The 15,390-nt window shown below is 32.1% G+C and carries 15 protein-coding genes; 3 read left to right on the plus strand and 12 right to left on the minus strand.

Annotated elements, in window-relative coordinates:
* Window positions 1-17: 17 nt before the first annotated feature.
* From AAYQ05_RS11150 to AAYQ05_RS11160, 3 genes are all read left to right on the plus strand, one after another.
* Window positions 18-857 (plus strand): ion transporter, encoded by an 840-nt coding sequence (locus AAYQ05_RS11150; protein WP_343543358.1) that lies wholly within the window; start codon window positions 18-20, stop codon window positions 855-857.
* Window positions 858-1,010: 153 nt separating this feature from the next.
* Complete coding sequence (miaA, locus tag AAYQ05_RS11155; protein WP_343543359.1) at window positions 1,011-1,931, plus strand: tRNA (adenosine(37)-N6)-dimethylallyltransferase MiaA; 921 nt, start codon at window positions 1,011-1,013, stop codon at window positions 1,929-1,931.
* 62 nt (window positions 1,932-1,993) lie between these two features.
* The gene (locus AAYQ05_RS11160) at window positions 1,994-2,740 is read left to right on the plus strand and encodes an acyl-[acyl-carrier-protein] thioesterase (protein WP_343543361.1); all 747 of its coding nucleotides are present in this window, start codon (window positions 1,994-1,996) and stop codon (window positions 2,738-2,740) included.
* 174 nt (window positions 2,741-2,914) lie between these two features.
* Here AAYQ05_RS11160 and AAYQ05_RS11165 read toward each other — a convergent pair whose 3' ends face one another.
* From AAYQ05_RS11165 to porD, 12 genes are all read right to left on the minus strand, one after another.
* Window positions 2,915-3,355, minus strand: coding sequence for a hypothetical protein (locus AAYQ05_RS11165; protein ID WP_343543363.1), 441 nt, complete (start codon window positions 3,353-3,355; stop codon window positions 2,915-2,917).
* The gene (gene prfH, locus AAYQ05_RS11170) at window positions 3,342-4,031 is read right to left on the minus strand and encodes a peptide chain release factor H (RefSeq protein ID WP_343543365.1); all 690 of its coding nucleotides are present in this window, start codon (window positions 4,029-4,031) and stop codon (window positions 3,342-3,344) included. Before prfH ends, AAYQ05_RS11165 begins: the two co-directional genes overlap by 14 nt.
* Window positions 4,032-4,045: 14 nt before the next feature.
* Window positions 4,046-5,437, minus strand: a complete 1,392-nt coding sequence (locus tag AAYQ05_RS11175; protein ID WP_343543366.1) for an RtcB family protein — start codon at window positions 5,435-5,437, stop codon at window positions 4,046-4,048.
* Window positions 5,438-5,440: 3 nt separating this feature from the next.
* Window positions 5,441-6,187, minus strand: a complete 747-nt coding sequence (locus AAYQ05_RS11180) for a hypothetical protein (protein ID WP_343543367.1) — start codon at window positions 6,185-6,187, stop codon at window positions 5,441-5,443.
* A 491-nt stretch (window positions 6,188-6,678) separates the two neighbouring features.
* The gene (locus AAYQ05_RS11185; protein WP_008463080.1) at window positions 6,679-7,395 is read right to left on the minus strand and encodes a response regulator transcription factor; all 717 of its coding nucleotides are present in this window, start codon (window positions 7,393-7,395) and stop codon (window positions 6,679-6,681) included.
* Between the two features lie 3 nt (window positions 7,396-7,398).
* The gene (locus AAYQ05_RS11190) at window positions 7,399-8,985 is read right to left on the minus strand and encodes a sensor histidine kinase (RefSeq protein WP_343543369.1); all 1,587 of its coding nucleotides are present in this window, start codon (window positions 8,983-8,985) and stop codon (window positions 7,399-7,401) included.
* 59 nt (window positions 8,986-9,044) lie between these two features.
* Entirely contained in the window at window positions 9,045-9,641 is a 597-nt protein-coding gene (coaE, locus tag AAYQ05_RS11195) for a dephospho-CoA kinase (protein WP_343543370.1), read from the minus strand.
* Window positions 9,642-9,643: 2 nt separating this feature from the next.
* The gene (locus tag AAYQ05_RS11200) at window positions 9,644-10,642 is read right to left on the minus strand and encodes a glycosyltransferase family 2 protein (RefSeq protein ID WP_343543371.1); all 999 of its coding nucleotides are present in this window, start codon (window positions 10,640-10,642) and stop codon (window positions 9,644-9,646) included.
* Between the two features lie 126 nt (window positions 10,643-10,768).
* Window positions 10,769-11,959: an enoyl-ACP reductase FabV gene (gene fabV, locus AAYQ05_RS11205; RefSeq protein WP_177210004.1), complete on the minus strand. Its 1,191-nt coding sequence runs from the start codon at window positions 11,957-11,959 to the stop codon at window positions 10,769-10,771.
* Between the two features lie 54 nt (window positions 11,960-12,013).
* Window positions 12,014-12,715, minus strand: coding sequence for a hypothetical protein (locus AAYQ05_RS11210; protein ID WP_343543373.1), 702 nt, complete (start codon window positions 12,713-12,715; stop codon window positions 12,014-12,016).
* A 51-nt stretch (window positions 12,716-12,766) separates the two neighbouring features.
* Window positions 12,767-14,419, minus strand: coding sequence for a DNA repair protein RecN (gene recN / locus AAYQ05_RS11215; RefSeq protein WP_343543374.1), 1,653 nt, complete (start codon window positions 14,417-14,419; stop codon window positions 12,767-12,769).
* 63 nt (window positions 14,420-14,482) lie between these two features.
* Window positions 14,483-15,367 (minus strand): type IX secretion system protein PorD, encoded by an 885-nt coding sequence (porD, locus tag AAYQ05_RS11220; protein WP_281632174.1) that lies wholly within the window; start codon window positions 15,365-15,367, stop codon window positions 14,483-14,485.
* Between the last annotated feature and the right edge of the window lie 23 nt (window positions 15,368-15,390).

The following is a 15,390-nucleotide window of genomic DNA, read 5'->3' on the forward strand; positions in this document are numbered from 1 at the left end:
TGATTATCTTTAAGGATATGAAAAAGACAAAATCACAATACGAAATCTTCAGAGAAAAAGTCAAAATCGTTCTATATGGCACCAATACCATTTTAGGAAGAATGTTCGATTTAGTATTGTTAGGTTTAATCTTATTGAGCGTTCTTTTAATAATGCTTGATACTGTTGAAGGCGTAAGTTCTAAATATCACGAACAATTACTAGTCTGTGAATGGATAATTACCATATTCTTTACCATCGAATATGTATTAAGAATTATTTCAATCCAAAAACCACTCAAATACATTTTCAGCTTTTACGGAATTATCGATTTACTTGCTGTTTTACCAATGTATCTGTCCATTTTTTTCCCTGGTGCGAGTATTTTATCAATCGTAAGAGCGTTGCGTTTTCTCCGATTATTCAAGATTCTGCATATTCCGCAAATCAATCATCAATCCCTACAACTAAAAGAAGCTATCGAAGCCAGCAAAGAAAAAATTCTGGTTTTTATTTATTTTGTCTTAATCAGCACTGTAATTATCGGTACAATCATGTATCTAGTTGAAGGTAGAGAATCTGGATTTACCAGTATTCCAATGGGAATCTACTGGACAATTGTTACGCTTACAACGGTTGGTTATGGAGATATTTCACCGCAAACGCCACTTGGACAATTTATCGCCGCTTTTGTTATGATTTTAGGTTACGGAATCATCGCCGTTCCAACCGGAATTGTAACCGCCGAATTTGCAAAAAGCAGTCTGAAAGGTAGTTTTGTAGGCACAAAAAAAACATGTAGAAAATGTCAGTCGCAAGTCCATTTCGATAATGCAAAATATTGCTACGAATGCGGAACCGAACTGCCAAATAATTAATTATAGAAGCTAATCCAGCTGTACATTCCAACTCCTCCTTATATTTGTATTTTTTTAAGGCATAAAAGGAGCTTCCGTTGGTCGCTCTTTTACACCAAAAAAAATTCAACAAATATAAGTCCGGGGTTTCCATTTCCATCTGGGCTAAAAAATATGAAATACCTAATCACCATTGTCGGACCAACAGCTATAGGCAAAACAGCCTTAAGTATTGCTTTGGCACAACATTTTAAATGCGAAATCGTTTCTTGCGACAGCCGTCAATTTTTCAAAGAAATGACCATTGGAACCGCAGTTCCCAATCAAGAAGAATTAAATTCGGCTAAGCACCATTTTATCCAAAATAAATCTATTTTTGAAAGCTACACAGTTGGCGACTACGAAAAAGAAGCTTTAGCTAAAATCGAAGAACTATTTCAAACCAATGATTTTGTTATTCTTATCGGTGGTTCAGGATTATATGTAGATGCCATTTTAAAAGGGTTTGACGAGTTTCCAGAAATTGATCCAAAAGTTCGACATGAAGTAAATTTAAACTACGAAAAACTCGGAATCGAATATCTTCAGGAACAACTCAAAAATTTGGACCCAGAATATTATCAAAAAATAACTGTAGAAAATCCGCAGACTTTACAAAATCCACAGCGAATGATGCGTTTTGTTGAAGTTTGCATTGGAGCTCAAAAACCTTATTCTTCCTTTTTAAATCAGAAGAAAAATAATAGAAACTTCACGCCTATTCTAATCGGTTTAGATGCCGACAGAGAAATCATATACAGCAGAATCAACCAAAGAGTTGACATTATGATGAACGAAGGATTATTAAAAGAAGCCGAAGCACTTTATCCTAACAAAGCGTTAAATGCACTTCAAACAGTCGGTTATAGAGAATTATTTAGTTATTTTGACGAAGAATTCACTTTGCCTTTTGCGATAGAAGAAATCAAAAAAAACACACGAAGATTCTCGAAAAGACAATTAACGTGGTTCAAACGAAACGAAAACACCAAATGGTTTGATTACGCAACAGATAGAAAAGAAATTATAAATTACATAGAAAATCTTCTAAAATAAGAGAAATTCTTTTATCTATACTCTTTACTCTATTTTCTAAAAAATAAATCTAAAATTAAAAAATGCCAATATCTCCCAATTTCACATCAGTTTTAAGCAAAGACTGGGAAATCAATTTCACGCAATGCACACCAACTGGTTTCTTAAAATATACCGATTTGTGTAATATTTTACAATTAACTGCGGCAGCACATTCAGAAGTTGGCGGAATTAGTTTTTACGATATGCAGGAATTCCATCAAGCTTGGGTTCTAAGCCGAATGCGCGTTGAAGTTCATGCTTTACCAAAATGGCAGGACGTTGTAACGGTAAAAACATGGATTAACAGTTTAGAAAATTCACGTTCAGTTCGTGCTTTGGAAATGTATGTAAACGGAAAAAAAATCGTAGGTTGCGAAACCTATTGGGCAGTTTTCAATACAAAAGCACGTAGGCCAGAAGCTTTAGCACTGCCTTTTGAACATTTCGAGCTATTCCCAGAAAACAGAGCAACGGAAGCAGGTTTTTCTAAAATAAACATCAATCACGAAAAAGAAGCCGTTTTCGAAAAAACAGTTTATCTATCCGATTTAGACATTGTAAATCATGTAAATAACGTAAAATATCTGGAATGGTGTTTGGATCATGTTGATCCAAAAAGAATCATGAAACAAGAAGTAAAAAGCTTCGAAATGAATTTTATGAAAGAACTTTCACTGCAAGATAATGTTGTTATTCACGAAAGCGAAGACGACGATCATACAACAGCAACATTCAGCATTACAAAAGGCGAAAAAACATGCTTTGCTTTGGAATTGCATTGGAAGTAAGATTTCATTTATCTTAAAAACTTTACATATCTACTTTAAAAAAACAAAAAACGATGCAAATTGCATCGTTTTTTGTTTTTATCATTTCGATTTCTTTTTAGAACCTTTCTTAGATTTTTTCTCTTTCTTCTTTTTAAGCAAATCAATTTTATTCTCAATTCTCTTCTCAACATCTCAAATATCAGACTCATAATTAAATTGCAATAAATGAAGTTTGGCATTTTTAATCTCTTTTAATGCTTTCTTAAACTCATTTTGCGCTTCTAAAAGAATAGCTTTTTTGATATAAATTTCAGTTTTGTTGATTCCTTTCACCGTTAAGGCAAAATCAATCAACTTTTGAGCTTCTTCATAATCTTCATTTAAAATCAATGTTTTCAAATAATACGGATACACTTCAAGAGCATGAATATTAATCGATAAAGCTTGCTGAAAATAAGATTTCGCTTCTTCATAATTCATTAATTGTTCAGCCTGAATTCTTCCATACAAACACAAAACCATTGTATTTTTGTCATCATAAGAAAAAGCATAATCTAAAGACTCTATTGTTCCTTCAAGCCAAAACGGATAATTATCTAAAGCCTGAAAAAGGTATTTATCAGTTGTTTTCATTTCTTAAATCGTTTTTTAATTTCTGACGAGTTCCTTTGTAGCTTTTCTCAACTTTATTCTTTTTAAAATCACTTCCCGTAAAAACTCTAATCGGATTTCCACGCTCTACATTGAGTTGGTTTTCCCATTGTTTTTCTACGTGACTTTTAAGCTGAACTAGTTTCTCGTCTTCTAGTTTTTTTAATAATCTTTCTGTTGCCAGTTTTTTGTTTTGGTGCTGCGAACGGCTATCCATTGCTACTACAGCAATTCCTGTTGGAATATGTGTCGCACGAATTGCCGAACTCACTTTGTTTACATGCTGACCGCCAGCACCTGAACTTCGCATCGCTTGATATTGAATGTCATTCTCTGAAACTGATGTATTTTTTTGTGGTTCAATTTCAAAAATTCCAACAAACCAGTTTTTCCGTTTATGCATTTTCCTAAACTGGCTCTGACCAATCCATTGAATTGTTCCGACCCAAGATTTCATAAACTTATCGGTATTTTTTCCTTTTACAGAAATCGATGCAGTTTCAATCGTTCCGTTCTCTTCTCCTTTTTCTCTTTGGAGTAAAACGACATCTAAATCCTGATCTTGAGCTTCCTCCAAAATTTTTTTAAGCACTTGGGCAACAACCCAAGTGCATTCTGCAGGTCCGCGACCTGCTGTTATCTGAATTATTTTTTCCATAATCTTTTCTCTTTTTAACGGTCCATTCTAACAATCTTTGGCGTAAAAGTTCCCAGAACTTCAACCAAATCGGTTTGATTTGCCATTACTTTTGTAATGTTTTTGTATGCCATTGGTGCTTCATCAATATTTCCTCCAATCAAGGTTACCTCATTTGCTTTCAAAACCTTTTTAACTTCACTTTGTGTAAATGTACTTTTACATTTCGCTCTTGAAAACAAACGTCCCGCACCATGCGAAGCCGAATTTAAACTTTCAGAATTTCCTTTTCCTTTCACAATAAAACCGGGAGCAGTCATTGAGCCAGGAATAATTCCTAATTGTCCTTCTCCCGCCGGAGTTGCACCTTTTCTATGTACAATACATTCCTGACCGTTTACGATTTCTTTCCAAGCGAAATTGTGGTGATTTTCAATCGTTACTACCACTCTTTTTCCAATAGCTTTCGCAATTCTTCTGTGAATATCATCATGGCAAGCTTTTGCATATTCTCCAGCTAAATTCATCGCCAGCCAGTATTCCTGACCGTCATGCGTATTCAAATCCAGCCAAGCTAAATGCTGTACGTTTTTTGGCAGCGGACATTGTTTTGTTGCCAAATAAGTATAATGCTTCGCAATATTTGCGCCTAATCCGCGAGAACCACTATGGGAAAGAACCGCGAAATATTCACCTTTTTCTAATTTCCATTCGTTCTCTGGGTTTTCAATTTTGGCAACTCCAAATTCTACAAAATGATTTCCTCCGCCTGAAGTTCCTAATTGTTTATAAGCTTTTGGCAAAAGATTTTTTAACAACGGAATATCCTGAAATCCACTATTGTAAAATACCTCATGATCAACTCTAGAAACATGAGTTTCATACATTCCAAATTTTGTATTATCTTTTAAAATTGCTTCCAATTGATGTTCTTTTCCTTTAAAATGAGAAGCTGGCAAATCAAAAATCGAAAGGCTCATTCGACATCCAATGTCAACACCAACTCCATACGGAATCACGGCATTGTCAGTTGCCAGAACTCCCCCAATTGGCAATCCGTAACCAGAATGTGCATCTGGCATTAGAGCTCCTGCAACAGAAATTGGCAGTTTCAATGAATCATACAATTGAAATTTAGCCTGCTCATCGATTTCATTTTCTCCAAAAATTTTAAACGGCGCTCTAGTATTTTTCAGCTGATGCATTCTTACCTGAACCGGTTTAATTAAACCTTCTGCTACTTTTCCCCACGTTCCATTTCCTTCATATTTTTCAGGATGCAATAAAACGTCTTTTGCTTCTATTAGAATAGATTCTTTTTTTTCTCTTTTTCTATATCTGTTTATTTGCCCTAAGGCAATGTTTATTGAATTGTTCTTTGGAAAACCTAATTTAATCAGGTCTTTTCCAGATAATTTATTTCCCATGATTTATATCATTTCATCTGTATATTGCTGATACAATATATGTAGACTTTTATTTTTAATTGGACTTGTCTCTTTTGGGTTTTCTTTTTCATAGTAACTCCATTTACGAGAACTGCCGTGTATTAATCTGTTTGTTTTATCTCTAAGATTATGATTAACAATATAATTTTCAATAACTTGAATTTCACTTTCCAAATCCGAATCAACCATTTTTGTATGTGTTATCATATAAGGGCTAACACGAAGCACATATCGCCAAGGCTCATTAAATACATAATGAATTTTGTATCGTTTACAATTGCCACACCAACGCTCTCTTTTATAAAAATGTGTTTTTTCTTTTTCAGTCAATTCTAATTTTGAACTTTTCCATTCCCACTCTGAAAATTCTTTTACAGTTTGGAATTTCTCCACATAAACATGTTTCTTTTTTCTTTTTTTCTTTCTCTCAAAAGATTTTTCAGGAGAGAACTGCCAAGTATTTATTTTTTCTAATAATTCCTTGTAGAATGAAGCTTCACTTGATCTTGCAATGTCATCTCTTAATTTAAAGTTGCGTTGCCAGCCTTTTTGATAAGGAATTTCTAAAGGAACTAATGGTAAATCTCTACGCTTTTTCCAAAGTTCAACTTCAAGCTTTCTTAACTGAATTAAATGTTTTTCAAAATCTTCTTTTACTAATCTTTTTTTTCTTCTTTTACTTTTAAAACGAGCACACAAAGCATACTCATCTACAGTATAATTTTCCATAAAAAATTATCATGCATTAAATTAATAGCCAAACTAGGCTAACCATCTTATCCAAAAGGATAAATTTTAAAATCGCTTTTTCGGGAAAATTTTGAAGTGTCTAGAATAAAAAAAGCCCGAAACTTATTGTCTTCGGGCTTTTTTATATATCTAAAAATGTATTTCTAAGATTGAAATAGGCCACGAAGAACTGCTTCACCAAATCTGTTTGGTGTGAAGCTTTGTGATGTCGATGTAAGTACAAACATTTTTTCTTCGTTTTAAAGGGTTATTATTTTTTTTCGTGTGCAAATATTCAGAATTGTTTTTTGATTTTCCAAATTATTTTAAAGAAAATTCTTTAAAATAATTTTAAACCAGAAACAAATTAATGATCAAAATCAACATATTACCCAAGTAATCAAAACATTATACTGATAAAAAACACTTCGTTTTGTAGCAAAAAAAAGCCCTGATTTCTCAGAGCTTATATTTTTTTTTAGTGAATTCAATTATTCAGAAACTTTACTTTTTACAACTAATCTGAAACCCTCACCGTGAATGTTCAAGATTTCAACATCTTCATCGGCTTTTAGGTATTTTCTCAATTTAGCGATATAAACGTCCATACTTCTTGATGTGAAGTAATTGTCATCTCTCCAAATTTTAGTTAAAGCTAATTCTCTTGGCATTAAATCATTTTCATGAAGAATTAACATTTTAAGCAATTCATTCTCTTTTGGAGATAATTTTATTGGTTCTTCATCTTGGAAAGTTAAGAATCTTAATTTTGAATTTAAGTGGAATTTACCAATATTAAACTCAAACTGTACTTGTTCTGCTTTTGTATCTGCTGATTTTCTTTGAATGATTGCTTTAATTTTCATTAAAAGAACTTCAGAATCAAAAGGTTTATTTAAATAGTCATCAGCACCAGCTTTGTAACCTTTTAATACATCCTCTTTCATAGATTTTGCTGTTAAAAAGATAATTGGCACTTCACTGTTCTTCTCTCTAATTTCTTTGGCCAAAGTGTAACCATCTTTATAAGGCATCATTACATCCAAAATGCATAAATCATATACATCTTTCTTGAATTTCTCGAAACCTTCCATACCGTTTTTAGCTAAAGTAACTTCAAAGTCATTTAACATTAGATAATCTTTAAGAACCGCCCCAAAATTTAGGTCATCTTCTACTAAAAGTATTCTTTTGTTAGTATTTTCCATATTTTAATTTATTAATGGTATTTTTATTATAAAGGTGCTACCTTTTCCTTTTTCGCTTTCTACATATACTTGACCATTGTGATCCTCTACTATTCTTTTTACATAAGCCAATCCTAAACCGTGCCCTTTTACATTGTGAAGATCTCCGGTATGTTCTCTATAAAACTTCTCAAAAACTCGTTTTTGAGCTATCTTACTCATTCCTAGACCATGATCTTTTACTTTTATCAGAATCATGTCTTTCACATTTTCTGTAAAAATCTCAATCTTTGGAATATCTGGAGAATATTTTATTGCATTTTCTAAAATATTAACCAGTACGTTTGTAAAATGAACTTCGTTAATTAGAACTGTTGTTCTGGCTGCATTGTAATGTTTTTCGACAGTTCCTTGTCTGTCTTCTAAAATTAGATTAACGTGCTCAATTGCATCATCTATTATATCTGTAACTACTGTAGGTTCTTTTGTAATATCAAGCTCTCTTTTTTCTAATTTAGAAATACGCAATACATTTTCAACCTGAGCGTGCATTCTTTTATTTTCATCCCGAATCATTTGAAGATAACGATAAACTTTTTCTTTATCTTCAATAACCTTAGGGCTTCTAATAGCATCTAAAGCTAGGTTTATTGTAGCAATCGGAGTTTTAAACTCGTGCGTCATGTTATTAATGAAATCTGTTTTAATTTCAGAAATATGTTTCTGACGCAACAATTGATTTAATGCACTTGTATAGGCTACAATTATAATCAAAGTAAAAACTATCGATAAAATAGTAATACTTAATAACTCGGACAATAAGAACTTCTTTTTATGAGGAAAAGTAACTGAGAGTTCATATTTGCTATTCCCTTCATTGTCTGTATAAATCGGAATGCTATAAGTAGCTTCTTTATCGTAATGAAATCCGTCAGATTTTATTTTTGTTGGATTGCCACTGCTGTATATTCCGAATTCAAATTTGGTTTTTACACCATATTCTTCAAGTTCTTTCTTCAATAATTTACTCAGCTTATCTTTTGTAATCCTACCTTCTATTGGAGTCAAAGAAGCGATGTCTTTATATTGAATTTGCTGTTGAACTTTATTTAATATATCTAAACTTCCTGATTTTTCAATTTTAAGATCAGGAATAATACTTTGTCCTAAGCTATTATTATCAATTCCATTGTTATTATTATAAACTTCAGTTACTCTTCTTGAACTAAAATTTTTAAAACGCTCGCTGCTGAATTTTTTGTTAAAAACCGAACCATTAATATCATAATCCTCAGATGTCAATGTATTCGAATAAACAATTGTTTTGTTTGTTTTAGTATTTCTTTGAACATAAAATACTTGCAACAAATCTTCTTTTTTTGGAATTTTACCCGTACTATCTTTAATACGGTTGTATTTGTCGTAGAAACTGTACTCTTCTTGTTGTTCCAGCTTATCTGCAACATTTCCAATTACTTGAGTAACGTGGTATTTAAACTGCTCTTCATTATTTTTGAACGAAGAATTGAACCAAAACACTTGTACCAGAATTATCCCTATTAAGGACAGACTCATCAATAAAACAAGTATTCTAAAAAATAATTTATTCATCGAAACAAAATTAATATTTTAACAATATACTAAATAATACATTAACCAAATATTAACATTTAAGACTGTTTTTGTTTTATATTTAAAATTTTAAGAATTTTAACAACTTCTTCTTTAGCATTTTTAAGATTATTGTTATTAATCACGAAATTGCTCTTAGAAATTCGTTTTTCATCATCCCACTGCATTTTCATTCTACTTAAAACTTGTTCTCTCGTGGTTTTATCTCGTTTTATAACTCGTTCAATTCTCACCTCCTCTGGAGCTGTAACGGTTATAATTACGTCGCATTCTTTGTAACGGCCACTTTCAAATAGAATAGCCGCTTCGTAAATCACATAATCATAATCTTCATGCTTTTTCAACCAAACTTCAAAATCCAGTTTTACAGCTGGATGAACAATAGCATTTAATTTTGCCAATTGTTCTTTATCATTAAAAACAACCTGTGCTAATTTGGCACGATTTAAAACTTCACCATCAAAAATATTGCCACCAAAAGTAGATTTTACTTCTTCAAGGATATTTTTTGACTGCATTACTCTTTTTGCACCGTCATCAGCAATATAAACAGGAACCCCCATTTCTTCAAAATAGTTTGCTACAGTGGTTTTACCGCTGCCAATTCCTCCTGTAAGACCGATAACTTTTGTCATTCTTATAATTTAAAAAACATACGTGGAAAAGCTTCCTGTGGTTTCTTCTTTAGTAAAATCACTTTTACATATGACTTTAAAAATCCAGTTCCGTAACCATAAAATTGTTTCCACACAGCTATTACAGATAGATACCCAATTTTAATGCTTTTGTTTTGAATACTAGCTGTAAGAAAAATTATAACGAAATATACGAAATATAATTGTAATAAAATATCGATATTGAAAATTAACAATAAAAAAGCTAATAATAATCCTAGCATAAAAAGGGTCGGAAAGAAAAAAGTAAGCTTATTATGTTCTGGATACCAACTATTTAAAATTGGTCTTGCAATACCAAATTTATTAACCTGAATAGAGAATTTCTCCCAGTCAATTCTTCTTTTATGATATACGTAAGCCTCCTTAAACAGCCTAGTTTCAAATCCGAGATTCCATAAACGAATAGATAAATCTGGATCTTCTCCTGGATGAATATTTCCAAAACCTTTTGAGGCTTCAAAAGCTTTCTTAGATATACCCATGTTAAAGCTGCGAGGCTGAAACTTGTTAATTTTCTCAGAGCCACCTCTAATTCCTCCTGTTGTAAGGAATGAAGTCATAGCAAAATTGATAGCTTTTTGAATATCAGAAAAACTATCAAGCGCTTTATCTGGCCCTCCAAAACAATCCACATAATTTGCATCTAATTCTTTACGAACTTCTGTCAAATATTGTGAAGGAATAATACAATCTGAATCAAAAATGATAAAGTAATCACCTCTGGCTCTCTGCATTCCGAAATTTCTAGAATCGCCTGGACCAGAATTCTCTTTGAAGTAATATGATATATTTAATTTTCCTTGATAATTCATCACCACATCTCGACATGGAATTGAAGATCCATCTTCGACAAGAACAATTTCAAAAGCTTCATTATAATCAGATTTTGAGAGACTTTCTAAAAGCTCATCAACTTCATCTGGACGATTATACACGGGTATAATTAAAGAAAAAATCATAGCAGAATGCGCGTTATTAAAGGGTATATTTTTATTGTTTCAAAATTTTAACAAAGATATGTTATATTAACAAAAAAACCATCAACTTTTGGCTGATGGTTTTTCGTTTACTAGTAGTAAAATATGTTATTTGATACTTTCAATCTCAACAACTTCGTTTGTATCTGCGTTGTAATCAACACCAGGCACTTCAAATCCGAATAAATTTAAGAAATCACTTCTATATCCAGCTAAATCTCCAATTTCTGGTAATGTTTCTGTTGTAGCTTCCAACCATAATTTAGCCACTTTTTCCTGAACATCTTCACGCATTTCCCAATCATCAATTCTGATTCTTCCTTTTTCATCAACAGGAACTTCAGAACCATTGTATAATCTGTCTTGGAATAAACGCTGGATTTGCTCAATACAACCTTCATGAATTCCTTCTTCTTTCATAATTTTATATAAAAGAGAAATATATAGTGGAATTACCGGAATTGCAGAACTTGCTTGAGTAACTAAAGCCTTATTTACAGAAACATAAGCTTTTCCTCCGATAGATTCTAAAGAATCTGAAATAGTAAACGCTGTAGCTTCTAAATGATCTTTTGCACGACCGATAGTTCCTTTACGGTAAACTGCTTCTGTTAATGATGGTCCAATATAAGAATAAGCAACTGTTGTAGCACCTTCAGCTAATAAATTTTCAGCTTTCAAAGCATCAATCCACATTGCCCAGTCTTCTCCACCCATAACAGCAACAGTATTTTCAATATCTTCCTCATTTGCTGGAGCGATTGAAACATCTGAAACTTTTCCTGTGTGAAAATCAACTGTTTTATTTGTAAATGTTTGTCCGATCGGTTTTAAAACTGAACGGTGTGTAACACCTGTATTTGGATTAGTTCTTACTGGAGAAGCTAAACTATAAATTATAAGATCTACTTGCCCTAAATCTGCTTTGATTAAATCTAAAGTTTCTCTTTTAATTTCGTTTGAAAATGCATCTCCATTGATACTTTTTGCATACAAACCTGCTTTATGGGCCTCCTTTTCGAATGCTGCAGAATTATACCATCCTGGAGAAGCTGTTTTTCCTTCAACTGGTGGTTTTTCAAAAAATACACCAATTGTAGATGCACCAGAACCAAAAGCACTAGTAATTCTTGAAGCTAATCCGAAACCTGTAGAAGCACCAATTACTAAAACTTTTTTAGCACCAGCGATTTCTCCTTTAGATTTTACGTACTCGATTTGATTTTTTACATTTTGTTCAGCTCCCGTTGGATGGGCAGTCAAACAAATAAATCCTCTCATTCTAGGTTCTATAATCATATTCTTTATTTTTCTATTTTAATTTGTTTTTTTTTTCAAAAAGAGCTTCTAAAACTATTTTATAATTTTCTGAATGTTTTCACGTACCGTCAAGATATCGACATCTTTTTCTTTACATTCAATTTTATTGCCGTTGTATTTTTCGATTAAAAGATTCAAATCTTCGCAATTTCTAATAAAATTAGTTTCTTTTTTATCCACATCAAAAACAACACCTTTTAACCTATTCAAGTTTGCGCCTATTGTCCCTCCAACTGCTCCTCCACTACCATAAGCAAACGCTTTTGACCAAGAATTTGCAAACAATCCTTCTAAATAGAAAAACTTCCCATCATTTATAACTCTATGATAAGAATTCGGATTATCTCCATCTTGGTTTTTATCTTCTTTTACAGAAAATTTATGAAAATATTTTTGCTGTATGTAAAGACTGCCATTATAACTAATGGCAAAAAAATCAGTAATTTTCACATCAGTTCTTGTCCAAGCAAAAAAGACTTGATCTGAAAGAAATGTTCTATCAAGAGTTTTATAACCAACTACTGTTTTTCTTATTATGCCATCTCCCATGTTGATTGCGTTCTTTTCTATAAAATCTTCATAGGTTCTATAAACGCCTTCTGGAAAATCTTTTGCTATATAAGATTTAGCTTCCCCATTATTAGCCACGGCTACTTCATTTGAAATCTGATCCTGCGCGCTAATCTTGCTAACAAATAGGCAAAGAAAAAATAAAACATGTATTTTTTTAATCATATTTCCTCCTGTTTATACTAATTTGGTTAGTGGCAAATATAATTTAATTATTTAATTTAATAATTCTTTTGCATGATTTAATGCCGAATCAGAGATGTTTGCACCTGATAACATTTGAGCTATTTCGGTAACTCTTTCGTTATGAGACAAAAGTTTTAACTCAGATTGCGTGTCGTCTCCAATTGTAGATTTAGAAACTTTAAAATGAGAATCTCCTTTTGCCGCAATTTGAGGTAAATGTGTAATGGCAAAAATCTGCATTGTATTACTCATTTCTTTCATGATTTCTCCCATTCTAATTGCAATCTCTCCTGAAACCCCTGTGTCAATTTCATCAAAAATCAATGTAGGCAATTTAGAGTATTTAGCCAAAATGGCTTTTACAGCCAGCATAATACGAGACATCTCTCCTCCTGAGGCTACTTTTTTCAGCAGTCCAAAATCGGTTCCTTTATTTGCAGAAAACAAGAATTGCAGTTCGTCTTTTCCGTTTTGAAAATACGTTTCAGAAGGCAATAATTCCATATTAAAGCGAGCATTTGGCATTCCTAATGTTTCTAAAATTGAAGTTAGCTGTTCTGATAATCTCGGAATCGCATTTACTCTATTTTCATGGATTTTAGATGCATAATTATCCAACTCAGTTGCTTTTTCACCTATAATATTAGATAAAGAAGCAATTTCTTCATCCATATTATCCAACTCTAATAAAGAATTCCCTAAGTCTGATTGAATCTGAAGAAGTTCATCTACAGAGCTTGCTTGGTGCTTTTTCTGTAAATTATAAATCAATTGCAATTTTTGATTTATTAACTCCAGCTGCACAGGATCATTTAACAATTTCTCAGAGCAATTTTGCAATTCTTTAGAAACGTCATCAAATTCTATCGTTAAGCTTGTAATTCTCTCGAATAAATTTTGATATTCTGATGAAAACGGAGCTACTTTTTGCAATGCATTTTTAATTTCATTTAAATTATGAAAAACACCAAACTGCTCTTCATTTGCAATTGACAATGATTTATCTAGAGATTCTTTGATAATCTCAACATTATTCAATTTTTCGTAGTCCTCTTCTAATTCTTCTTGTTCACCAGATTTTAATTGAGCAGCTACCAATTCATTTAATAAAAATGTATGATATTCCTGCTCTTTTCCTGCATCGCTTTGTTTTTTTAGCAACGCATTTAATTTCGCTTTATCGGCTTTATAAGATTTTAGTAATTTTTGATATTCAACAATTATTTCTGCATTATTAGCAATAGCGTCAATAATTTTAAATTGCACATTCTCATCTGACAATTCCTGTGTTTGCTGCTGCGAATGAATATCAATTAAGTACAAACTTAAATCTTGCAATTCCTGAAGATTTACAGGGCTGTCATTTATAAAAGCACGAGATTTACCTGAAGGCAAAATTTCACGTCTAATAATAGCTTCGTCTTCATAATCTAAATCATTGGCTTCAAAAAAGTCTTTTAGATTATATTTCCCAATTTCAAATTGTGCTTCAATAACACATTTTTCTTCTTTATTTTTTAGCGAAGTGAGATCAGCCCTTTTACCCAGAACAAGACCAATAGCTCCTAAAATGATTGACTTTCCCGCACCTGTTTCACCTGTAATTATAGAAAAACCTTTAGAAAAATCTATAGCTAGTTTTTCAATAAGAGCATAATTTTTAATTGACAGCGATGTAATCATAGGGCAATTTTGTAAAAATAAGAGTTAAAGAGTTTTAAGGGAATTATAAAAACGAAAACGAGATTAATATTTAATCTGCGACCATTTAGTAGAGTTTAACGGAGAAACCTTATTTAAGACATCTGTTAAATCTGTAATTGGAATACTTGGTCCGCCAGAAAAAATAGAGACAATTTCGTCTGATTTTGCATCGAAGAAAACTCGGGTAATAAAAGCATTTGGTTTCACCGAATTTAATTTTCCAATTAACAGCAAAGCATTTTTTATTTTCTCCTTTGCCGCTTTCTGATCCATAGTCATTGCATCCAATCCTGTATGATAAGCATAAGTTGTCTGACGTAAATCGCTATAAGTTGGCGCAATCATATCGTTAATTAAATAATATCTATTTTGAAGTCCATCAGATTGATTCCAGCCTTTAAACCCGCCTTGCTGCGCCACATTTGCAATATTTTGGGCAGTTTGAAGATATGGATTTCCTGCGCCCATTTGAAAAGTATCGGCGTCCATACCTAAAATTAGATAACAGTAAAAAGATACAACAGAAACTAAATTTGAGTCGTAGGTATTTGGGTTAAACAACAATGGCTCGTATTCTGTATATCTGAAATTAAAATCTTTATCATTGTAATTTAAAACAGGAGAAGAATAAGTTGAATTAAAAATCAATCTGGAAGATTGAACCTGAATGGTTCCTGTGAATTGATCTGAACTATTTGATGATAAAGTAATGTACATCGAACAGTTTATTCTTTCGTTTTGTTTCAAAACAGATCCCGTCCAGTCTGTTTTATTTACAAATTCAGACAAAGAAGTTTGAAGTGTTTTAAAAACCTGATTATTTGGATTTGTTAGTCGTTCTGTATTAATAGTTACTGTACAATTTAGCTGTTGAGCTTGTACAAAACCAAAGCTTAAAAATACTAATAGTGTAACTATTTTATTCATAATCGTCTAGATATTTAATTTTA

Origin of the sequence: Flavobacterium movens (genome assembly GCF_039581425.1) — a bacterium.
GTDB lineage: Bacteria > Bacteroidota > Bacteroidia > Flavobacteriales > Flavobacteriaceae > Flavobacterium > Flavobacterium luteolum.